Raw genomic sequence first — 20,261 nt, forward strand, 5'->3', positions numbered from 1 at the left:
GCCTTTTGGCTTATTCCGCCGCGATGGCTCGGTCGGCATCTAAACCAGTCTGGATCGGAGACCATTTCAAGTCGCCATCGTAACGCCAGGACAGCTTGCCCTGATCGTCCATCGCGATCAGGTGCAACCATCCATTGTCGAACAAAGCGCGCACCTCGGCGTGGCGCGACAGGATGTCGGACATCGCCTCGCGCGGGGCTTCGATGATCACCGACAGGCGCAGCGGATCGTGCTGCAAACGCTCGCCGTCGTGCACCGACTGCCATGGAAGGCCCGGACGCGGGGCACCACCATTGCCTTCGAGCACTCCAATACCGCCAACCACGTTGTGCAACAGCTTGTTACCCCCGCCGAACAGCTGCGGTGCAACGGTAGACCCGTAATATTGCAGGCTGATCCAACTTACGACCACGACAGGCGCGGTCATTATCAATTCCAACACGCCGAACCCGTCATCCTTGCGCCAATTGTAATTGTGCAAGAACGCCTGCCCCTCCAGATCCGCACTATCGGTGCGGTTGCGAGGTGCGGCAATGAAGGCACGGCACCCTGCCAGACCCCATTCGGGGCGGGTTTCGGCCCAGTCCTGCGCCCGCCGCTGAATATCGGTGGCCTTGTTCGCGCGCGGCAGGCGGGCGGCGCGTTCGGCGCGGGTGAGCTGCCCTGCGGCGGCAAGCCAGTTTTTCAACTGCTCCAGATCGCTGGACCAGTCGCCCTCGGGCAGGTCCTGTTCGAACAAACTGACCCTGTCGGTTGTGGTGAAGTGCATCGCCGGCAGGAAAACCGTGTCAGCAGGGATTTTGATCCCCTGCCCGCGCAATCCGGTCCTTATATCAGCATCGTTCAGCAGACCTGCCAAAAGCCGCGCGTTGACGTCGCCCGCATGGCCACCACAAGCCCCGCAGTGCAACGCGCTTTCGTGCGGGTTGTTGGTCACGTCCGCGCCATGCCCCGCCAGCATCACGATCCGTGCGAAATTTTCCGTCAGTGACATGGCGTTCAGGACCGTCTTGGCCATGCCAATACGGGTTTCAATATCCAGGCTCGGGTCCAGTTGCGGGGCCGGGTCTGTCTTTGTTTTGCCAACCAAACCCAGCGCGTCACGCATCAGCTTGCCTGCGTATAAAGGCCCGGTTGCTTCGACAAACGCAAACGAGGACACAGCCGCCAACTTGAACCGCCCCCAGGCCCGTTTGGCCCGCGCAGTGTAGCGCCGTGTCAGATCGGCTTTTTCGGGCTCAGCGGCGTGCGAGCAAACGCCGGGCCGCAACAGAACCGGCCCGTGCTGTTCAACTACGTCCGACCCAGCGGCCCTATGAGCGCTGGCAAGGCCGAAGAACCCTGCAAAGCCAAGGGTTTCAATGCCGCTGTCCTGCGCTTCAAACGCGCGGCGGAACACCTCGGACCGGACGTCTATGCAAAACGCAGCCTGCACCTGCGGGCGATCTGGGACCTTGCGAACGGAACCCGGCAGCAGCCGCGTGGCCAGCTGGCGCTGCTGCGCACGCTCGGCGGCCTCTTGCAGCACTGCGTCGATGACAAAATCGGTGGTTGGTGTAACTGGCGCTTCATGCGCAGCGACAACATCGGCCCATTTGTCAGCGATCTGGTCTTCATAAAGCTCATGCAGCGCCTCATCGAATACCATTCGCAGGGCCAAAAGCTCGGTTACGGTATTGTCTTGCTCTCCCTTCAGTTCGGCGTCCCACAAGAGGTAGCGTGCGTATTGCGCCCACCCGCCCATGGTGCTGAGCCAACGATGATACGCCGTAGCTGAGGCTTCGGTGCTCAGGCCCAGCCGTTCGGAGGCCCGGCCAATCGCGCGCCAATGCGAGCGGTTCGTATCGGCCACAAAGGCACCAAACCCTTTCAGACCATGGATTTCTGGCGTCAGGTCGCGCGTTGCAAACTCGCGCCACGCGCTGAACGTCCCCCCGGCCCGCGCTTGCTGCCAAAGTGCCTGCCCCTGGTCGAAATGGCTGGCCGCCCAAACACCGATCCGGTCTTCGATCAGGCCGGGCCAGTCTGTACCTGACACATCCGCCGCCAGCTCGGCCACGGTGGGCAGCGATTTGGGTTGCTCAGCCGGCTGACGCAAAGCGGCAATGACATCGTCAAGACTGGGGGCGTTGAACTTTCCTTCCAGCCCGGACAATGCATCCAGTATGTCGGCCTCGGTGATGTGACCAGCGTCCAGCTTCTCTCCCCAATATGACCGATCTGGCGTGATCCGCGCGCCCGCAACCCGTGCCAAACGCGCCGAAGTTACGGCCAATGGCTCATTGGCCTGTCCAAGGAACGGGTTCACTGCAACATTCGCAGACAGCGGGAAAAGCGGCGGGATTGCCTTGGCGGCTGATTTTGCTTCGGCCACCAGTTCCAGCAGCGGCGCCGGGTAAGATTCGAGTTTGGCAAACATGTTTTTGTCCCTTCTCAGGCTGCGGACCGCTTGGACCAACCGTCCAGCAGCTTGTCGAAAATCGCGTTGACATATAGGCCATTGGACAGGTGTACACGCAGGCCCGCAGCCGCAGGGTGCGGTGCCCAGAGCGGGAAGGTCGCTTGCGCCACGGCGACAAGGCCAAAACTGATCAAGGCAAGTACGATCAAAGCCCACTCCAGCGGCCCCGGCGCGGGCGTTGCAGGCAGCGCATCGGCAGTCAGGTGAAGGGCTATGACTTGCAACGCGAAGTAGCTGACCGACGTCACCAAAGCATAAACCACCGTGCGCTGCGTCAGCTGGCGCGGGGCCGCGTCTGCAAAACCCTGGGCCAGCAGGTAGGCAACACCAAAGATCAGGATAACGCCCAACGCGATGGCTTGAACGGATTTGCCGTCAAAGCCCAGAACCGCGCCAACCAAGGCATAGATGATGATCGCAGTAGCAAAGGCACGCAGAACGTTGCTTGCACTGGGCACCGCGATCGGGCCGGGCCGGTGAATGGCCGCGACATTGCGCACGGCTTCGCCAGAGCTCAGGAAGGCATGGGCCTTGTACAGGGAATGCGCCACGATATGCAGCAGCGCCAAAGGAAACAGCGCAAGGCCACATTGCATCACCATGAAGGCCATCTGCGCAATCGTTGACCAAGCTAGCGATGTTTTCACAGCAGGCTGGGTCAACATCACAAGGCCGCCAAACAACGCAGTGAACCCGCCCAGCATCACCAAAAGGGCCATAACTCCGGGCGCGACCAGCATCACATCGGCAAAGCGGATCAACAGGAAGCCTCCAGCATTAATCACGCCCGCATGCAGCAGGGCCGAGACGGGCGTGGGTGCCTCCATTACTTCGGTCAGCCACCCATGCACAGGGAATTGCGCCGAGGCCAGCACCGCGGCAACAGCAACAAACAAGGCCGCTGTCAGCACCATCCAATTGGCCTGAACCGTGGTCAGGATCGTGTGGATATCGGTTGTGCCTGTGGCAGCGATCAGCAGGATAACGGCAGCCGCCAAGGCACCCTCGCTCAGCCGCGCCACAAGCGTTTTCTTGCGGGCAGCGCGTTGGGCAGTTGCGCGCTCGGGGTAAAACAACAGCAGCTTGTTCAGGGCAAGACTGGTTGTCGTCCAGGCGACCAGCAACTGAACCAGATTGCCCGACATGACCAGGAACAGAACCGAGGCAAGCGTCAGGACCATCCACTGGGTGAACATGCCCTGCCGTGCTTCGCCATCCATATAAGTTGCTGAATAGCGCAGGACGATCCAACCGATAAAGCTGACCAGTACCAGCATCACTGCGCTGACCGCGTCCAACCTTACGGAAACCCCGACACCGAACGCGCCGATCAGGGCCGAGGTGCCGGGCCCCAGGATCACAAGACAGACGGCCGAGATCGCGGCCACCAGAAACGCTGTAAATGCAGCAGCTTCGGCCACTTGCGGCACGCGCCCCGGACGAAGACCCGGATTGCGCCCAGCATAGATCGCAGCGGCGAACAGGACCAGCGGGCTCAGCAGAGGAAGAAAAAGGTATAACATGGTGGCGTTCCCAGCGTCTTAGGTTTGAGCCAACCAGTTAAGACAGATTATTTGACATTAAAAATTCATTGTTCTTTGGATATCGTTCACTTAAATAGAACAATATGCCTTTGAACTATCATCATCTGCGGTATTTCTGGGCCGTCGCCCATGACGGGAACCTGACCCGAACAGCGCAGCGGCTGAATCTGTCGCAATCGGCCTTGTCTGTGCAGATCAAACAGTTGGAAGAACGGCTAGGGCACGACTTGTTTGAACGCCGGGGACGACAGCTTTACCTGACCGAGGCCGGGCGCATTGCATTGGATCATGCGGATGCGATTTTCTCGACCGGGCAACAACTGGTCGCGACCCTCACCGAAACCGTCCAAACCCGAAAGGCGCTGCGCGTTGGGGCGTTGGCCACCCTTTCGCGCAACTTTCAAATCGGATTTCTCAGGCCAATTCTATCGCGCATGGACGTCGAAGTTGTCTTGCGCTCGGGCAGCCCGACCGAATTGATGGAGGGGTTAGAGACCTTGAATCTCGATCTGGTGCTAATGAACCGGCCGCCCCCGGATGACAGCCTGACCCCATTTGAAACCCACCAAATCGCCGAACAGTCTGTCAGCATTGTTGGCACGCCCGACCGGTTGGACCCGCAGAGCCCGATTAAGGAGTTGCTGCGTACGCAACCCTTCATCCTGCCCACCACTGACAACAGCGTGCGGTCGGCCTTTGATGCTCTGGCCAGCCGGTTGTCAGAGCGACCACAGATCGCAGCCGAGGTGGATGACATGGCGATGCTGCGTCTCATGGCGCGCGAGGATATCGGTCTGGCCCTTGTGGCCCCGATCGTCGTCAAGGATGAGCTGACCTCGGGGCGGTTGGTTGAGGCGCAAGAACACCCGCGCATCAAGGAAACCTTCTACGCTGTAACCTTGCGGCGCCGCTTTCCCAATCCGCTGGTGCATGATCTGCTATCCTACGATCCTGATCCCATGCTTTTGCCCTGACCTTGTGGATTGGTCGCAAGGTTGCTCATACCATCGCAGTCCATGGGCAAATATATTGATTTTCTTGAATGTTTTTGCCTATCCTGCCGGTGGAGCAAAAATCTGAGGGGTGCATATGGACGCTTCTATTCCCGACGAAGCCCTGGCCCGACTGCCCTTTTGGGTCACACCACCGGGAGAGACCGATGGCTTTTTGATCACGGTCGGCATCCTGCTCGTCCTTATCCTGCTGGGGTTCGGGGCGCTTTACTTCACGATCCAAGCCATACCTGACCGAATGGCAGCAGGCGCCCATAAAGTTCAAATGCAAGTAGTGGGTGTTTTAGGGCTGATTTCCCTGTTCACTCTGAACAATGCCTTTTGGATCGCTGCCATACTCATAGCCGCCGTGCCCTTGCACGAGATATTCCCGTTGCAGCGCGAGTCTGAGACGCCCGATGCTTGAGCTTATCTTCTCAGCCTTAATCACGATCATCCCGGATTACCTCTATCGCCGGTACAAGCAAGGCAAGCGTTGGGGCAAGGAAATAACTCTGTTCAATGTCTGGTACGAGCTGCGCTGGGGTCTTACCGCTTGTGCAATCCTTGCGGTGTCTCTGATCACAGTCATCTTTTACTTCCACCCCTCTACACAAAATGTATCCGCAGCTTTTCGCACCGTCACCATATTGTCGGATCGGCCTGGCCGTGTGGCCGAAGTTTACGTGGGCAACAATGAAAACGTTAATGCGGGACAAGCAATCTTTCGGCTGGACACATCAAGGCAAGAAGCCGCCGCCGAGACCGCCCGCCGCCGGATAGAAGAAATCGACGCAGCTCTTGGCGTGATTGAAACGGATGCTGCGGCCGCTCAGGCGCAGTTGAACGCGGCCGAGGCTGATTTTCGTCAGGCCGTGGACGACCTCGACCGCCGCCAATCCTTGGCCGAGCGCAATAATGCCACCGTCAGCGAACAGGAGTTGGAGCGCTTGCAAACCGCGGTCTCTCGCACTGACAGTCAACGCGCCGCCGCCGCTGCGGCGTTGGACGGGATTAAACTGCGCCAAACCACTCTGCTGCCGGCTCAACGGGCCAGTGCCCGTGCTGTTTTGACGGAAGCCGAGACCGAAATCCAAAAATCCACCGTGTTTGCCGAAGTCGATGGCACCGTCACACAGTTTCTGCTCAAGCCGGGCGACATTGTGAACCCGATCCTGCGGCCCGCTGGCATTCTTGTGCCCGAGGTTTCGGGTCAGGGGCGTTTCGTGGCGGCGTTTCGCCAAATCTCGGTCAGTGTGATCAAGCCGGGTATGCTGGTCGAGATCACCTGCCCGGCCAAACCGCTGGTCGTCATTCCGATGGTGGTGGATGAGGTGCAAGGCGCTATTGCGGCCGGGCAGTTCCGCCCCGGGGATACGCTTGTCGATCAACAGGATCGGGCGCGTCCCGGTACGGTAACGGCTTTCCTTGCCCCGGTTTTCCCTGCGCATCTTGACCAGATTCCGCCGGGCAGCGCCTGCGTTGGGGTCGCCTATTCCAATCGCTCCCAACAACTTAAGAGCGGAGAGATCACCGGCTTTTCAGCGTTCCTCACCCGCATCGTTGATGGAATGGGCATTGCAAACGCCATTGTCCTTCGGGCGCAAGCCATACTGCTGCCGGTAAAATCTCTCGTGTTCAACTGACGCCATGCCTTGACCAATCAGCCCTTTGGCCCGTTGAAACAGATTTCAACCGCACCGAGCACGCTATCCTACGTGCCCCGTTTTTCACGGAGCCATTGTTTTCCCAACATCTGAACGACTTGAATACTGCTATCCCTAGTACTATTGTCGGGAATTGTACAAGCAAGCAGTCCCACATCATGATGCAGGCAATCAGTTTCTCAAACACGGACGACTTTCGCGCCCCACCCTCTCCGCAACTAGAGGCGCGGACGATGCAGATCATAAACCATCTGCGGATGGTTGCGCTGCGATGCCGGTCTGCCGCACGGGTAGATTTGGATCAGGCTTGTGCTTTGCTATTGGCTGATCCGTCAGATGAATGGATGCGCCACGCCGAAACACTGATGCGGGGATTTCGTCAGGCTGTAGAAAGGCGGCCTGTGTTCTATCGTCCCGGAGTTGCAGAATTGTCTTTTGATGAGGCATGGCTAGGTCGGTTATTCGAAGCGGTTGAGCAAAAAGATCAGGACAGTTTCCGCTTTCTCATCCGGTCGCGCGTGCCACGTTGGACACAGCGGAATTTTGCCTTTCTGGTCGGGTCGATTTCCAAGAATTTTAGCCATTTTTAGAATTATTCTAAAAACCTCTTGGAATTTGGCTGCAATCCCCTAATTTAGGGATCAGAATATTGATGTTGCGGCATTCCGGCGCGACGAAAATTAAGAACCAGGGAAATATTATGACGTAAACAGCCATCGACCTGACACCCGATTCCCGCGCTGCGATTGCCGAGGCGCTGAACCAATCCGTGGCCGAAACTGCCGTCACCACCATGCTGGCGCAGAATTTCCATTGGAACGTGACCGGCATGGCCTTTGGCCCGTTGCACGAATTGTTCCAGAAAATCTACGAGGATCACTTCCAGGCGCAGGATGATCTGGCCGAGCGTATCAAAGCTCTGGACGCCCATGCCGAAGGCATGCTGGCTGGTATGCTGAAGCGGTCGAAAGTGGCTGAACATGACGGATCCGCCACTGACAAAGACATGGTCAAAATGATGCTCGACGCTCAGGAAACCTTGGCCGCGACCCTCGCCGGAGCGGGCGAACTTGCCGCCAGCCACGGCGACGCATTGACCGAGGATCTGTGCATCAGCCGCGGCCAAACCCATGAGAAATTCGCGTGGTTCCTGCGTTCACATCTGCGCTGAGCTAACCATCCAAGGTAATTTTCACCTTGGCTTTTTTCTTCCTCAGCTTCTTCAGATAGGCCGGTCCCCAATGGGTGTACCGGCCCATTTGTTTCTGCTGACAAACCAGCATCTGAACAAATGCCTCTTGCTGATCGGGGCGTTTGATCGCCTTGAACAGCTTTTTCTGGCTCTTTGTCATGGAACACCCAATGCAATGTCCCGCGCGGCGGAACTTGCACACGTCAATGCAGGGGCTCGGAATTTTTTTGCTCATCAATGACTCTGGTTGATGCAGGTTGTTGGCATTACAAATTGGACGTGCCGCAAACCCGGAAAAGAGGCCAAAGCGTCGCGGCCAGGTATTTTCAGGTGGATAAACACCTCTAAACCCGTCAGCCGAGCCTCGGTGGTTTCGGAAAAACATCACCGAGACGTCGTGGCAGAAAGGCGGCGACACAGAAAACAAGGCCGCAAGGCGTGTCCAACGGGTCGGTGAACCCGAACATATTGGATGGGCCCGCGTGCAGGTAAGAGTTTTGTTCGGCAGAGCTAAGCTGCTTCCGAATTCACCCGATTCAGCAGCCCGTTTAACCCTTTTCGGATGAGGTCCTCGTCCAATCCACCCACAAGAGCATCGCAAAGGCACAGCCCAAGGCAAGGACCGCGGCCGACAAGCCGAAAATCAATAAACCCGAAACCTGGTCAATCTCCATGACGATCAGTTTTCTGACCACGGCGAGGATGCCGATCATCAAGACAACCCGGACCTGTTCGTAACCTTTGCTGCCCTTCACCATCAAATGCACGGAATGGGCCAGTTCCAACGCAATAATCGCCCCCAGCAGCAGGGCAAAAAGCTGTTGCAGGTCCTCGTATGTCACCCCGGCGCCAGAGGCCATCACAACGGCCGCGGTTTCCCGAAGGAAACTGGCTGTCGCAAGCAGAATGACAATCAATGTTCCTGCCAACAGCAAGACGGCCACAGCCGCAGAAAACCAAGCATAAGCCTTGTCAATCGTTTCGCGCATATCGAAGAAGTAAATCGAAATGCGCAGAAGTCATCTTGAAATTGCTGAGATTCAAGCGCCGATAGTGTACCGCAAAGGTTCAGTCATAGCGCAGCTCCGTCGCCTTGCCGCGAAAGATCGTATATGACAAGACCGTGTACCCGGCGATGACGGGCAACACAAAAATCGCGCCGATAAGGATGATGAACAGGCTTTCTGGCGCACTGGCCGCCTCGTAAATCGTCAACTGCTCGGGGACGACGTAAGGGTAGAAACTATAGGCCATCCCAAAGAACGCGAGCGTGAACAAAACAATCGACGCCGCAAACGGGAACCAAGCCCAACTGTCGTTCCTAGTCGGCAGGTGGCGTAAGGCATACCACAGCAACGCGATCAAGATCCCTGACATCAGAGGCAGCGGCAACAGCAGGAAAAACTCGGGGAAGGTAAACCATTTCTCGAAGATACGAGGGCTGACCAACGGTGTCACCAACGAGACGGCACCGAGCCCGATAATAAGCCCCCAGATGCCCCCTTTGGCCCATCGAACGGCTTTTTCCTGTAGTTCTCCGTCAGTTTTGAGGATTATCCAGCAGGCGCCGATGAACGAATACCCAACAGCCAGAAAAACAGCCGTGATCATCGCAAAGGCCCATGTGGCCCAACTGCTTTCCAATCCCATGATGTACTTACCCAACATGAAGCCCTGCGCCAGGGCGGTCATCGAAGAACCCGCGAAAAAGGCCAGATTCCAGTAGTATTTATGATGCGAGGGCGCTTTGACCCAAAACTCGAACGCAACGCCCCTTAGGATCAGACCGATCAGCATGATGGCGACTGGCAGGTAAAGCGACGTCAGGATCACCCCATGGGCGGCTGGAAAGGCCACCAGCAGAATGCCGATAGCCAGAACCAGCCACGTCTCGTTAGCGTCCCAGAACGGCCCGATCGAGGCGACCATCCGGTCTTTCTCCGCGTCATCGGCGAAGGGCAACAGGACCCCTACGCCAAGGTCGAAACCGTCCAATATGACATAGACCAGAATCGACACCCCCATGAGTGCCGCAAAAGCGAGCGGCAGCCAGTGGGTTGGATCACCAAAAAGTTCCATCGCGTCTTACTCCGCCGGTACCGCTTTGACGCCCCGGAGCGCCGAAGCAGCCTGAATTTGCTGCGACAGGCCGACTCTGGCCGCCTTACGGGCCAGGTAGAACAACACTCCGACATAAGCAGCCAGCAGCAGCGCATAAATCATCAGATATGCCGCCAAAGTTGTTCCCACCATCGGGGCGGGAACGTCCGCCACCGCCTGTTCCGTCGTCAACACGCCCTGCACAAGCCACGGCTGGCGACCAATTTCGGTCGTGTACCAACCCGCCAGAGTGGCAATCCACCCTGAAAAGGCCATCGGCACCAGCGCCACCTGCATCAGCTTTGGCACCCCACCCGGCCCGCGGCCCCGCCGCATGAACCAGAGCGCGGACCAACTGAGCAAAAGCATGGTAATGCCTGTGCCCACCATAACGCGGAATGACCAGAAAACAGGCGCAACCGGCGGATGAAGAACGGTGCCATCCTCGGACACGAAATCGTTCAGGCCCGGCACAACACCATCGGCCTTGTGCGTCAGGATGATCGAGGCAAGGTTCGGGATGCTGACCTCATGGTGGTTTTCCCGCGACTCCTCGTCCGGTAAAGCAAACAACACCAACGGGACGTTGGATTTGGTCTCCCAATTGCCTTCCATGGCTGCCACTTTCTGGGGCTGATACTCCAGTGTGTTCAGGCCGTGCAGGTCGCCCATGTAGATTTGCACAGGGATCAGCAGCGCGCCAAGCCACGCCGCGGTTTTAAACGTGGCACGCACGTCCGAACCACGGTCTCCGACCAGCCAGCGAAAAGCTGACAGGCCAAGGATCAAAAACGCCACTGTAAGGCCACTTGCCAACAGCATATGGGTCAAACGGTATGGCATCGAGGGGTTAAAAATGATCGCCCACCAATCTGTCGCAAAGGCCACGCCGTCGCGCATCTCAAACCCTGCGGGCGTGTGCATCCAGCTGTTCAGAACCAGAATCCAGAACGCAGACATGGTGGTACCGAACGCCACAAGAAAAGTTGCGGTCGTGTGCAGCCAGTTCGGCACCTTTGAAAAGCCAAACAGCATGATGCCAAGGAACACGGCCTCAAGGAAAAACGCGGTTAGAATTTCGTAGGCCAGCAACGGCCCTGCGATGTTTCCGACAGCCTCCATGAAGCCCGGCCAATTGGTGCCGAATTGGAAAGACATCGTAATTCCGGAAACGACACCCATCGCGAAGGACAAAGCGAAGACCTTGACCCAAAAACGATAGGCTTGCATCCACTTCTCATCCCCGGTTGCGTTGAAGCGCAGCTTGAAAAACAGCAGCACCCAACCCAAAGCGATCGTGATCGTCGGGAATAGAATATGAAACGATATATTCGCCCCAAATTGAATTCGGGACAGCAGTAATGTGTCCATCTCACACCTGTATGTGGTTCGTTTGGTAGACAGTTAGCGTTGGTTGTTGAGGGTAAAAGACACCCTGCGACAGCCCGTCATGCGGCACAGTATCCCATGCGAACTACGGCCCATTCATACCACTGCTATGAATGCGATTTTTCGAATTGATGGTGAAAATCCACCTCGTGTTGGGTTGCTCAGCTGACTGACCCGATTAACAGTGCGTCCGAGAACAGGCGGCCACCGATCTTGAGCGCCATTTCCTCCGAGATTTGCTGAACCAGGGCCGGGTCGATGATATTTTCTGCGAACAGTGCTGCCGAACCTTCAGCTTTCAGTTGAGTAATCAGGACTGCAACGTCTTGTGCCGAAGGCTCTGCCTGGGTATCGAGGCCGACGGGTGAAAGGAAGTTCATACCGTGGGCATCCGACAAGCCCCCAAACGTGTCATGCGCGGTCACACCACGCGCTGTCCGCAGGGTCGGGGATCAACTGACTTGCAAGTCAACGCTTTCCAAATCTTTCCGAGGTCTGTGCCCAGTGGACGATCTCGGGACGGTTTTCCGCCTACGGTTGCGGGGACAGCTTTGGATTTGGCCAGATGGCTGTACCGAATTCCATTCTTCTTGGCACGTCTCGCGCATGGAACCACCGCGCCTTATGCGCTTTAAATCACTCGGTCGGTCAGGGTTTTTCAACATGAGAAGCAGATTATACCGCTGGGACAGGGCAGTTGGCTTCTTTTTTGCGCGGCGTGAGGCTGAGTAGAGTGATTTTGGCCAGAACCGCTTGCGTCAGGCAGCCAGGCACGGGCTGGGCGTATTGGCACGGATTGCCGCAGTGGGCACCTTAGCCCCGTATCCCGTCCTCATAGCGTTTGCGTTCTGCGTCCGTAGCCTGGCGCCATTCGGCCCGCAACAGATCCATGCGACGTGGGATTGGCGTATCAAGAACTTCCGCTTCGACGATCCGCTCGGTCCGGAAGTAGCGAAAGCCCTCGCGCAGTTCGCACCACGCGGCAATAATCCGGCTGGTGTCTCGATAGCCCAGAAGAACTGGCCAGATCACCCGGCGCGAATGTCGACCTGTGAAATCTGTATAAACAAGAGAAATCTTCTTGCGGTGCCGAATGGCCCGGCGGATGGATGCAGCCCCAAGCGTCTCCTCCGGCTGGCCTACCGGAGCAACGCTGACCACTGGCTCTAGAAACGAGGTTCGGTATTTGGCTGGTGCAACGGTTTCCAACTTGGCGATCAGCTTTTCTGCGGCCACCGCCAGTTCGGGTTCCCCCCGTGTTTGGACCCACATGACCCCGAGCATGACCGCCTCGATCTCATCCGGTGTCAGCATCAGCGGCGGCATGTGGAAACCCGGCTCAAGGATGTAGCCGACACCGGCTTCACCGGTGATTGGCACACCCTGCGCGATCAGAGCGGCCATATCCCGGTAGACCGTACGCTTTGTGACACCCAATTCGGCCCCAATAGACTGGGCCGAGATTGGCGCCTTCGCGCGTCTCAGAATTTCGATGATTTCGAACAGCCTGTCACCGCGTCGCATAAGGGGTCCTTTCGACAACACCACCAATACTGACACTATGCTGACAACACGCTGTCAGCATAGGGGGTGTAGAGACACGACCGATGTCAATTAAGGAACCCCATCATGAGATCAGCCCTTTCGCTAGCCCTTGCCCTTTTCATTCCAATCGCAGGTGCCGCTCAAACCACAGATGGTGCAAATGACACGGCGATAACCGCCATGGGTGCCTATGTGCCAAGTGACAACGTGCAGCAGTCTAAGTCCTTCTACCGCAATCTGTTTAGCCGTGCGCCGACAATCGAACTGCCCGATTTTGTTGCTTTCGACATCGAAGGCGGTTGGTTCGTCATCGTATCTCGGGACCGGTACGCACCCGGGGCTGAGCCTGGGTCAGACGCGGTTCCCTATCTGCAAGCTGCCGATCTTGAAGTGCTTCAATCCCGCGTCGTGGCAACCGGTGCCGCAGCACCCGAAATAATCAAAGAGCCCGGTATCCACCTTCTCAAGATCACTGATCCCACCGGCCAATTGATCGAATTCTTCAAGCTGACCGGCAAGTGACGACAGCGAAAAACACAATCGGACACGCTTAAAAAAGGAAATTTACAATGCAAATGAACTACTGCGTTATCGGGACGAATGACATGGACGCTGCGACACGGTTCTACGACCGACTTTTCGATCGTTCCGGAATGAATCGCGTCTCGCCCAGTGAGAGGATGACGTATTGGTTGGGCGAAGGTTCTGCCTTTGCGGCCGCCATCCCTTTTGACAAGCAGCCCGCCACCAATGGCAACGGCACCATGGTCGGCTTTAGCGTGGGATCACCCGAGGAGGTCGAGAGGCTCTACACTCTTGCAATCGCGTTAGGCGGGACATGCGCGGGCGAGCCGAAACTGCGTGGCCCACGATTTTCAGCATATGTACGGGATCTGGACAGCAATAAGCTGTGCCTTTCGGATTAGCGTATTGAAACTCCGCTGGTCGGCTAGCAATCAGATTAAACGCGACCGAACGTCCGATTGCCGTCATCTTTGCATCTTCACAGTGGCCACAGAGTGCACGGCGCGCCCACGAAACGGAACAATGCGGCGTCATATCGCATCGTTTCACAGTGGTTTTTTGGTTCCTCGGACTACGTTCTTCCCGGACTGAACTGATAACTTTCAGGAAGAAAAACCACATGCCCAAGGATGACGATCAGGCGGTTCAAAAGCAAAACACTTGCGGAGCAAATGACACGGCCCCGCAACGTGCCACTGTGTATTTTGATGGCTCCTGCCCGCTCTGTTCCCTTGAAATAGGGCATTATGCCTCTTGCGAAGGCGCAGATGGCTTACGGTTTGTGGATGTTTCAGACCCTGACGCACAGCTTGCAGAGGGGCTCTCGCAGGACAAAGCAATGGCAAGGTTTCACGTGCAATTGCCTGATGGAACGCTTGTGTCCGGAGCAAATGGGTTTGTCGCCGTTTGGCGGGCGTTGCCCAAGTGGCGATGGCTTGCGCGCGTAGCTCAACTTCCCGGCGCGGTGCAGGTCATGGAGTTTGCCTATCGCATGTTCCTGCCCCTGCGACCGATGCTGTCACGGATCGCCTCGCGATTGGGGGCTAAGCCGAAGAAACACTCGGATACCACCGTATGACCAGTCCAGGCGATGGTCATCTAAAGCGACTGCTCAGGCTTGCAAACGGTGCATTGAGCCCCGAACCGGGCGCGGGCAGGATCATGATCGCGCTTGGTTTTGGGCTTGTCACACATATTGTATTTGCGTTGGCGGTTGCCGCCATGGTGATTGCGATGTTCTTCGGCATGGGCAAAAGCCTTGGCACGGTGCCATGGCCAGCCGCCGCACTGACCAACGCGCTACTGATTTTACAGTTCCCTTTGGCGCACTCTCTTCTGATGACCGGCCGTGGTATGAAGTGGCTGGCTCGTTTTGTCCCCGGCCCGCACGGCGCAACTTTGGGCACGACAACTTACGCCATGATCGCTTCACTGCAACTTCTGGCCCTTTTTGTTCTGTGGACGCCAAGCGGTATTGTTTGGTGGCAGGCCGAGGGGTGGGCGTTTTATCTGGTCACAGCATTGTACGTGGCGTCCTGGGCATTGCTGATCAAAGCCAGTTGGGACGCGGGCGCCGAAGTTCAGTCGGGTGCACTGGGTTGGATGTCTCTTATGCAAAATGCAAAGCCCGTGTTCCCTGACATGCCGACAACAGGCTTGTTCCGCGTGATACGCCAGCCGATATACGTTGCCTTCGCGTTAACGTTGTGGACGGTCCCGATATGGACCCCTGACCAACTTACCCTTGCAATCGCGCTTACGACCTATTGTCTTGCGGCACCGATGTTAAAAGAGCGCCGGTTTGAAAAACGTTTTGGCCGCCGCTTTGAAGACTACAAGAAAGACGTCCCCTACGCCGTTCCAAAGCTGAGATTCACGGGCCGTTCTTCGGCGCAGGGTCTTCGGCATCCCGCTTCCAAGAATTAGAACAGGGAAGGTCCACAGATGCTTGAATTAGCACTTCTTGTCACCGCTCTGATGTTTGGTGGGACGACGCTCTATTCCTTCGGGTTTGCCGCGTTTGTATTCACGGCTCTCCCGGCGGAAACGGCGGGGCCGCTTATTCGACGTGCATTCCCGTATTTCTACTTGTTCGTACTGGCAACCTCGGCGGTGGCTGCCATCCTTCTGATCGGCAGAGACCCGATTTCCAGCGCATTCATGGGTGTAATTGCGGTGACGACGGTTTTTGCACGGCAGGTTCTGATGCCCGCGATCAATGCTGCAACGGATTCAGGAGATAAAAGCCGATTTAAGCGGCTTCACACTCTGTCTGTAGTGATAACATTGGCGCATATCTGCTGCGCAGCCTTCGTAATAATACGGCTCGCCGGTCAATCCTGATTGTTTTCATCCCACTGGGTTTTGAGCTCCGGCAAAAAACATCAACTGCCCCTGCCCATCGTAAATCGGGCGGATGCGCAGACGGTTTACGAATGGCGTTCCGTCTTTGCGATAGTTCAAAATGTCGATCGTAAATCGTGTTTGCGCCTTAAGCCCCATGCGAACGGCTTCGATGGTCCAGGGACTGGTGTCGGATCCTTGCAGAAAACGGCAATTTCGCCCCAAGGCCTCTTCAACGCTATAACCCGTTTGTTTTTCAAATTCATCGCTGACATAAATCATGGGATTGTCGGGTTGTGATGGGTCGGAAAACACTACGCTCATTTCGACTTCATCTGTTTCCAAAAGGGATCGCATGTAATCCGTATCCAGGTCGCGATGGGTCATACTATCTTCCTTTATTCAAATATTTGTACTTTATAGGCTTCTCGATACGGCTGATCAACGGCATCAGTTGAGCTTCGCATAGAGGTCTTCGCAAACAAGTTGTGCGCCCCTTCGTCTCGGTCACTCGGCAAACCTACCACACTGTTGCAAGTCTTATTCGCCGACATCCCTGTCCCAAGGCGGTAAATCCCCCCCGAGATGTTCCAGAATGAAGTCGATGAAAACACGCACCTTCGCAGGCAAATGGCGACGCTCTGGATAGATGGCGTAAAGCGTCTGTGACGGCAGTGGGCATTCTGGCAGCACTCTTTCCAGCCGTCCCGCAACAAGATCTGGTCCTGCGGTGAAGGTCGGCAATCGTCCGATGCCCGTTCCGCCAAGGATCGCCTCACGCAGCGCATCCCCGTTATTCACACTGTAGCTGCCGGTGGGGCGAAAGGTTTTGGTCTTGCCTCCGAACCGGAAGACCCATACCTGAAAGTCCCGGCTGTAGGAATACTGCAAGCAGTTGTGGCCGTTCAGATCACTAATCGTTTCCGGCCTTCCATGCCGCCCCAGGTATTCTGGTGAGGCCACCAGAACATTGCGTAAAGGTGCGATTTTACGCGCAACAAGCATCGAATCCGCCAGCGTGCCGCCGCGCAAAGCTAGATCAAAGCCGTCAGCAAACAAGTCGATCACCCGGTCATCCATCACCATATCGACGGCCACGCCCGGATACCGCCGCAAAAACGCGGACATGAGCGGCGCGATGTGCAAGCGCCCGAAAACCATTGGTACGTTCACCTTCAGGCGTCCTTTGGGCGAATCCTGAAGGGCCAGAACGCTGTCTTCAGCCTCACGCGCCGCATCAAGCGACCTGACTGCATGCGAATAGAAATGCTCGCCCGCCTCGGTCAGGCTAACGTTGCGTGTAGATCTGTGAAACAGCTGCGCGCCCAGTCGTTTTTCAATCTGCGTAACCCTTTTGCTGACTGCGGATTTCGACACCCCCAGCCGACGGGCCGCAGCAGCAAATCCTTGCGTTTCAGCAACCGCCACAACGACCGGGATATCGCCCATTCCCTCCATTGTCCCTCTCCAGCTTTGGGTGATTTTTTCTCAACATACGGTTTCACAATAGCCGGATTATCTGCGGCATGGAAACCGAATAGATTTACAGAGCCATCCAGAAGAAACCATGCGGCAGTGCAAAACCGTGCCGCAGATTGTCCCTGTTTTTTGGCAGCCAACCAGGGACGCCCTGTGAAACCTGAACTGGAGAAATCCACCATGAAACTGTTCTCAAAACTTGTTATGGCAGCGGCTGTTCTGTGCTTGCCCGCGCAGGCCTTTGCCAACCCAGAAGACACCGCTGGCGTGTTGAAACTTGAATACACCGATGGGCGCGCCGCAACATTTGGCGTGGAAGACGTGAACGCAGTGCTGCAAAGCGTCGGCGTCCGCGTCAGCACTGTCTCGATCCCGGAACAGGCCTTGCCTATACTTGAAGCGTCGCACAGCCGCGCAATCACAGCCGAAGAAGAAGCTCAGTTGATTTCTGATTTCGAGCTGACACGTGCGGACCTTCTGGCCGAGATCAAGGCAGCTGGTCGCACGCCGACGGTCGAAAACGGTGGCTCACTTACCACGTTCGAAGAAGGGATGGCACCGTACCCCAAAATTTACGACATGAACAAGATGGACGCCGAAACCCGTGCATGGGTTCACAACAAGTTCGGCCCATTGCACGTCAATCACACGGATGAAGGTGTGGGCATTGACGAGGTTATGACGATTGTCTCTGGCGGACCTTGGGTTTGGTTTTTCGAGCTGCCCGGCGATGTGATCGGCAAGCTGACACTCGGCTATGTCGGTCTGGACGGAGAGGCATGGCGCATCAGCTATCCGGGTATCAAGCCCCATGGCGGGTTTCTTGACCCTGAATTCGGCCTTGTTGTTGCCTATGCCCATGGACCCGAACAATTCGAGATGCGGTTCGACGCGGACAATATTGCCGGGTCACGCCTGAATGGCACCAACGCGTGGATAGATACATCCGGAAGCAAGCCCGTGCTTCTGAACGCCCCGCTGAAGACCAACTGAACACCCAAGCGGCTGCGGACGGCGGACCTGTCGGCAGCTGCTTTTCAATACCTCCATACATCGTGGAATAAGGTTGTGAATTCTCCTGATTGACCTAGCGTCAGTTCAGGATCAACCGGCTGAAACTCCTATGACAAGCGGATGCAATGTGAAAAGGACTGCAAAAAGAACAACTCCCGCAAACAGCCGCAGCAATACCTGCCGCCATGACACTGGTATTTGAAACAGCGGTGCACGATTGATCTGTGCTACAACAGCCTCCCAATTCTCCTCACCCAAGTCACGACGTTTGCGCAGGTCAATTATTTTGCGTCCTGCGACGGCAAAGCAGCCCAAAACGCCAAACAAAAGAACATGCGCAAGATCGCCATTCGGCAGCAGGTGCAACCCGGCCCACAATGCCAAAGCCAAAAGGATCGGATGTCTTGTGAAGCGCACGATCCCAGGGTGTTGCGGGTCAAACCGTTCGTTTCGGCGACCACCAAAAGACAAGGGATTGGGTCGACTGATACTAAAGGCCAAGATCAGGCACACCCCAAGCATACCGATCTGGACCATGTGGCGCTGCCACGGATGCTGGGGCCAAAGCTGCACATATGGGGCCTGACCTGCGGACCAGATCAGCAAGGACAGCATCGCAAGCGACAGGATCGAGTATCCGATGTCGAAACCCGCCGAGCCCGTCTGCGCGACGATGCGGGCTTTGACGGCCGGGCGCACCGGGATCGAATGAGTAACGAAGAACGCGGCAAATATCGCCGCAAAGCCGGTCCAACTCATGCCCCATCAACCGTTTTGGGTCGCATCAGGGCGGGGCCGTAAGCCCAGACAAACCCGGCGAATGCGACCAACCACAAGCATCCTGAGATATGGATCATCTCTGACCAGACAGACGTCAACAGTCGGGTGAGCACGGATCCGAAGATGCACAAATACACCAAAACAGTCATTCGATTGGCCCTTAGTTCTTGCCCCGTGTGACCCAAAGTGGCCCGGGTCATAACAGCCAGTGTCATGGTGCCGATCGCACCAGCCATCCACAAATGCTGTGCTCCTGCAGTGTTGGGGCTATCCAAAATCCGATCAACCCCGAGCGCCAGCGCACCGAGCGGAACAAAAAGGTAAGACGCGTGCAAAACCCAAACCAACGGTTCGGCAAGTGTCTGATGTCCCTGCCATCGAATAAGCCGGACGAAATGCAGTACACCCAGGGCGATCAAGGCTACTGCTGTGAGCAGATCAAAGGGTCTCAGCGTCCAAAGACCCAAACCAAGAAGGCTCAGAAGAAGGACAGCTTTGTCAAATCTCTGCATCGGCGGAGCGGGCCGGGCCGGGTTGTGCTGGCGAACAAGCCAGTTGCGCGTGAATGAGGGCACGATGCGGCCACCTATGACTGCGATCATCATCATGGCGGTGGCAACGCCAAGTCTTAAACCAACCCCTTGCGCCGCATAGCCACCGGAAAGGGCTTCGTAGTGGAAAATGGCATTGGCAAGGGTAAAGACCGCCAGCAGAGCCAACACGATCAGGTTGCGCCAGTTTTTGCCTGCAACGATCTCACGAAGGATGACCACGCCAAGAACAACAGAAAGTGACAGGTCGACAACCGGGGCCAACCAGATTGGCAGAGTCGCTGAGAACAGGATTGCGAACCGCCCGATGACCCAAAGCGCAAACAGACCTGCCAACCGCCGCCCCACGATCGGCAATCGTCCGGTCCAGTTCGGCACTGCTGTCAGCAGAAAACCGGCTAGCACAGCACCCAGGTAGCCAAAAAGAAATTCATGCGCGTGCCATGAGATGCTATCAAATCTTGTTGGCAAAACCACAGCGCCTGCCAGCGCCGCGAGCCACAGCATCATTGAGAAAACCGCCCATACAGCCGCAAACAGAAAGAAGGGCCGAAATCCAAAACTAAAGAGTGCCGGGCCTTTCCAGGCGCGCATCTTTTCAGCAGAAGTTTGTGACATCACCGTCCTCCTTCACTGGCGGAAAGTACTGCAAGCTGTTGCCAAGGTGCGCAACACGTTT

At 56.6% G+C, this 20,261-nt stretch carries 23 protein-coding genes and 1 riboswitch; of the genes, 11 read left to right on the forward strand and 12 right to left on the reverse strand.

Annotated elements, in window-relative coordinates; genetic code table 11:
• Positions 1–10: 10 nt before the first annotated feature.
• A complete protein-coding gene (locus tag LCM21_RS07710) occupies positions 11–2,419 on the reverse strand; it encodes a YbcC family protein (RefSeq protein ID WP_224890082.1) in 2,409 nt (802 codons plus the stop codon).
• A 14-nt stretch (positions 2,420–2,433) separates the two neighbouring features.
• The gene (locus LCM21_RS07715; RefSeq protein ID WP_224890083.1) at positions 2,434–3,984 is read right to left on the reverse strand and encodes a proton-conducting transporter transmembrane domain-containing protein; all 1,551 of its coding nucleotides are present in this window, start codon (positions 3,982–3,984) and stop codon (positions 2,434–2,436) included.
• A gap of 104 nt (positions 3,985–4,088) precedes the next feature.
• Here LCM21_RS07715 and LCM21_RS07720 point away from each other — a divergent pair, with 104 nt between their 5' ends.
• From LCM21_RS07720 to LCM21_RS07740, 5 genes are all read left to right on the forward strand, one after another.
• Positions 4,089–4,979, forward strand: coding sequence for a LysR family transcriptional regulator (locus LCM21_RS07720; RefSeq protein WP_224890084.1), 891 nt, complete (start codon positions 4,089–4,091; stop codon positions 4,977–4,979).
• Positions 4,980–5,094: 115 nt separating this feature from the next.
• A complete protein-coding gene (locus LCM21_RS07725; RefSeq protein ID WP_224890085.1) occupies positions 5,095–5,424 on the forward strand; it encodes a hypothetical protein in 330 nt (109 codons plus the stop codon).
• A complete protein-coding gene (locus LCM21_RS07730) occupies positions 5,417–6,643 on the forward strand; it encodes an HlyD family secretion protein (protein WP_224890086.1) in 1,227 nt (408 codons plus the stop codon). The genes LCM21_RS07725 and LCM21_RS07730 overlap by 8 nt, the downstream gene beginning before the upstream one ends.
• 179 nt (positions 6,644–6,822) lie before the next feature.
• Positions 6,823–7,254, forward strand: a complete 432-nt coding sequence (locus tag LCM21_RS07735; protein WP_224890087.1) for a hypothetical protein — start codon at positions 6,823–6,825, stop codon at positions 7,252–7,254.
• 125 nt (positions 7,255–7,379) lie between these two features.
• The gene (locus LCM21_RS07740; RefSeq protein ID WP_224890526.1) at positions 7,380–7,835 is read left to right on the forward strand and encodes a Dps family protein; all 456 of its coding nucleotides are present in this window, start codon (positions 7,380–7,382) and stop codon (positions 7,833–7,835) included.
• Position 7,836: 1 nt separating this feature from the next.
• Here LCM21_RS07740 and LCM21_RS07745 read toward each other — a convergent pair whose 3' ends face one another.
• The 6 genes from LCM21_RS07745 to LCM21_RS07770 all read right to left on the reverse strand — a co-directional run bounded on the left by LCM21_RS07745 (position 7,837) and on the right by LCM21_RS07770 (position 12,869).
• Complete coding sequence (locus LCM21_RS07745; RefSeq protein ID WP_224890527.1) at positions 7,837–8,091, reverse strand: DUF1289 domain-containing protein; 255 nt, start codon at positions 8,089–8,091, stop codon at positions 7,837–7,839.
• 313 nt (positions 8,092–8,404) lie between these two features.
• Entirely contained in the window at positions 8,405–8,845 is a 441-nt protein-coding gene (locus LCM21_RS07750) for a phosphate-starvation-inducible PsiE family protein (RefSeq protein WP_224890088.1), read from the reverse strand.
• A gap of 79 nt (positions 8,846–8,924) precedes the next feature.
• A complete protein-coding gene (locus tag LCM21_RS07755; RefSeq protein WP_224890089.1) occupies positions 8,925–9,935 on the reverse strand; it encodes a cytochrome d ubiquinol oxidase subunit II in 1,011 nt (336 codons plus the stop codon).
• Between the two features lie 6 nt (positions 9,936–9,941).
• Positions 9,942–11,327 carry a cytochrome ubiquinol oxidase subunit I gene (locus tag LCM21_RS07760; protein ID WP_224890090.1) on the reverse strand — a complete coding sequence of 462 codons (1,386 nt, stop codon included), beginning with the start codon at positions 11,325–11,327 and terminating at the stop codon, positions 9,942–9,944.
• A gap of 179 nt (positions 11,328–11,506) precedes the next feature.
• A complete protein-coding gene (locus LCM21_RS07765; RefSeq protein ID WP_224890091.1) occupies positions 11,507–11,770 on the reverse strand; it encodes a metal ABC transporter solute-binding protein, Zn/Mn family in 264 nt (87 codons plus the stop codon).
• A 27-nt stretch (positions 11,771–11,797) separates the two neighbouring features.
• Positions 11,798–11,927: riboswitch (cobalamin riboswitch) on the reverse strand.
• Between the two features lie 231 nt (positions 11,928–12,158).
• The gene (locus tag LCM21_RS07770) at positions 12,159–12,869 is read right to left on the reverse strand and encodes a helix-turn-helix transcriptional regulator (RefSeq protein ID WP_224890092.1); all 711 of its coding nucleotides are present in this window, start codon (positions 12,867–12,869) and stop codon (positions 12,159–12,161) included.
• Between the two features lie 105 nt (positions 12,870–12,974).
• Here LCM21_RS07770 and LCM21_RS07775 point away from each other — a divergent pair, with 105 nt between their 5' ends.
• The 5 genes from LCM21_RS07775 to LCM21_RS07795 all read left to right on the forward strand — a co-directional run bounded on the left by LCM21_RS07775 (position 12,975) and on the right by LCM21_RS07795 (position 15,758).
• Complete coding sequence (locus tag LCM21_RS07775; protein ID WP_224890093.1) at positions 12,975–13,412, forward strand: VOC family protein; 438 nt, start codon at positions 12,975–12,977, stop codon at positions 13,410–13,412.
• A gap of 47 nt (positions 13,413–13,459) precedes the next feature.
• Positions 13,460–13,816 (forward strand): VOC family protein, encoded by a 357-nt coding sequence (locus LCM21_RS07780; protein WP_224890094.1) that lies wholly within the window; start codon positions 13,460–13,462, stop codon positions 13,814–13,816.
• A 218-nt stretch (positions 13,817–14,034) separates the two neighbouring features.
• A complete protein-coding gene (locus LCM21_RS07785) occupies positions 14,035–14,493 on the forward strand; it encodes a thiol-disulfide oxidoreductase DCC family protein (RefSeq protein ID WP_224890095.1) in 459 nt (152 codons plus the stop codon).
• The gene (locus tag LCM21_RS07790; RefSeq protein ID WP_224890096.1) at positions 14,490–15,341 is read left to right on the forward strand and encodes a methyltransferase family protein; all 852 of its coding nucleotides are present in this window, start codon (positions 14,490–14,492) and stop codon (positions 15,339–15,341) included. The genes LCM21_RS07785 and LCM21_RS07790 overlap by 4 nt, the downstream gene beginning before the upstream one ends.
• A gap of 18 nt (positions 15,342–15,359) precedes the next feature.
• The gene (locus LCM21_RS07795; protein ID WP_224890097.1) at positions 15,360–15,758 is read left to right on the forward strand and encodes a DUF4149 domain-containing protein; all 399 of its coding nucleotides are present in this window, start codon (positions 15,360–15,362) and stop codon (positions 15,756–15,758) included.
• 6 nt (positions 15,759–15,764) lie between these two features.
• Here the strand turns inward: LCM21_RS07795 and LCM21_RS07800 are convergent, their stop codons facing one another.
• Positions 15,765–16,145, reverse strand: a complete 381-nt coding sequence (locus LCM21_RS07800) for a PAS domain-containing protein (RefSeq protein WP_224890098.1) — start codon at positions 16,143–16,145, stop codon at positions 15,765–15,767.
• A gap of 153 nt (positions 16,146–16,298) precedes the next feature.
• Complete coding sequence (locus LCM21_RS07805) at positions 16,299–17,216, reverse strand: LysR family transcriptional regulator (RefSeq protein ID WP_224890099.1); 918 nt, start codon at positions 17,214–17,216, stop codon at positions 16,299–16,301.
• A 201-nt stretch (positions 17,217–17,417) separates the two neighbouring features.
• Between LCM21_RS07805 and LCM21_RS07810 the strand changes: the two genes are divergently transcribed.
• Positions 17,418–18,230 (forward strand): hypothetical protein, encoded by an 813-nt coding sequence (locus tag LCM21_RS07810; protein ID WP_224890100.1) that lies wholly within the window; start codon positions 17,418–17,420, stop codon positions 18,228–18,230.
• Between the two features lie 111 nt (positions 18,231–18,341).
• On the opposite strand, the gene LCM21_RS07815 is transcribed toward LCM21_RS07810, so the two are convergent.
• Both LCM21_RS07815 and LCM21_RS07820 read right to left on the reverse strand, forming a co-directional pair.
• On the reverse strand, positions 18,342–19,010 hold the full coding sequence (locus LCM21_RS07815) for an NnrU family protein (protein WP_224890101.1): 669 nt from the start codon (positions 19,008–19,010) through the stop codon (positions 18,342–18,344).
• Positions 19,007–20,200: an NnrS family protein gene (locus tag LCM21_RS07820; RefSeq protein ID WP_224890102.1), complete on the reverse strand. Its 1,194-nt coding sequence runs from the start codon at positions 20,198–20,200 to the stop codon at positions 19,007–19,009. The genes LCM21_RS07815 and LCM21_RS07820 overlap by 4 nt, the downstream gene beginning before the upstream one ends.
• Between the last annotated feature and the right edge of the window lie 61 nt (positions 20,201–20,261).

Source organism: Ruegeria profundi (assembly GCF_020171505.1).
Taxonomy (GTDB): Bacteria; Pseudomonadota; Alphaproteobacteria; order Rhodobacterales; family Rhodobacteraceae; genus Ruegeria; species Ruegeria profundi.

Coding starts and splice junctions, on each gene's coding strand:
- LCM21_RS07710 (WP_224890082.1), bottom strand. CDS start 2,419: ATGTTTGCCAAACTCGAATCTTACCCGGCGCCGCTGCTGGAACTGGTG.
- LCM21_RS07715 (WP_224890083.1), bottom strand. CDS start 3,984: ATGTTATACCTTTTTCTTCCTCTGCTGAGCCCGCTGGTCCTGTTCGCC.
- LCM21_RS07720 (WP_224890084.1), top strand. CDS start 4,089: ATGCCTTTGAACTATCATCATCTGCGGTATTTCTGGGCCGTCGCCCAT.
- LCM21_RS07725 (WP_224890085.1), top strand. CDS start 5,095: ATGGACGCTTCTATTCCCGACGAAGCCCTGGCCCGACTGCCCTTTTGG.
- LCM21_RS07730 (WP_224890086.1), top strand. CDS start 5,417: ATGCTTGAGCTTATCTTCTCAGCCTTAATCACGATCATCCCGGATTAC.
- LCM21_RS07735 (WP_224890087.1), top strand. CDS start 6,823: ATGATGCAGGCAATCAGTTTCTCAAACACGGACGACTTTCGCGCCCCA.
- LCM21_RS07745 (WP_224890527.1), bottom strand. CDS start 8,091: ATGAGCAAAAAAATTCCGAGCCCCTGCATTGACGTGTGCAAGTTCCGC.
- LCM21_RS07750 (WP_224890088.1), bottom strand. CDS start 8,845: ATGCGCGAAACGATTGACAAGGCTTATGCTTGGTTTTCTGCGGCTGTG.
- LCM21_RS07755 (WP_224890089.1), bottom strand. CDS start 9,935: ATGGAACTTTTTGGTGATCCAACCCACTGGCTGCCGCTCGCTTTTGCG.
- LCM21_RS07760 (WP_224890090.1), bottom strand. CDS start 11,327: ATGGACACATTACTGCTGTCCCGAATTCAATTTGGGGCGAATATATCG.
- LCM21_RS07770 (WP_224890092.1), bottom strand. CDS start 12,869: ATGCGACGCGGTGACAGGCTGTTCGAAATCATCGAAATTCTGAGACGC.
- LCM21_RS07775 (WP_224890093.1), top strand. CDS start 12,975: ATGAGATCAGCCCTTTCGCTAGCCCTTGCCCTTTTCATTCCAATCGCA.
- LCM21_RS07780 (WP_224890094.1), top strand. CDS start 13,460: ATGCAAATGAACTACTGCGTTATCGGGACGAATGACATGGACGCTGCG.
- LCM21_RS07785 (WP_224890095.1), top strand. CDS start 14,035: ATGCCCAAGGATGACGATCAGGCGGTTCAAAAGCAAAACACTTGCGGA.
- LCM21_RS07790 (WP_224890096.1), top strand. CDS start 14,490: ATGACCAGTCCAGGCGATGGTCATCTAAAGCGACTGCTCAGGCTTGCA.
- LCM21_RS07795 (WP_224890097.1), top strand. CDS start 15,360: ATGCTTGAATTAGCACTTCTTGTCACCGCTCTGATGTTTGGTGGGACG.
- LCM21_RS07800 (WP_224890098.1), bottom strand. CDS start 16,145: ATGACCCATCGCGACCTGGATACGGATTACATGCGATCCCTTTTGGAA.
- LCM21_RS07805 (WP_224890099.1), bottom strand. CDS start 17,216: ATGGAGGGAATGGGCGATATCCCGGTCGTTGTGGCGGTTGCTGAAACG.
- LCM21_RS07810 (WP_224890100.1), top strand. CDS start 17,418: ATGAAACTGTTCTCAAAACTTGTTATGGCAGCGGCTGTTCTGTGCTTG.
- LCM21_RS07815 (WP_224890101.1), bottom strand. CDS start 19,010: ATGAGTTGGACCGGCTTTGCGGCGATATTTGCCGCGTTCTTCGTTACT.
- LCM21_RS07820 (WP_224890102.1), bottom strand. CDS start 20,200: ATGTCACAAACTTCTGCTGAAAAGATGCGCGCCTGGAAAGGCCCGGCA.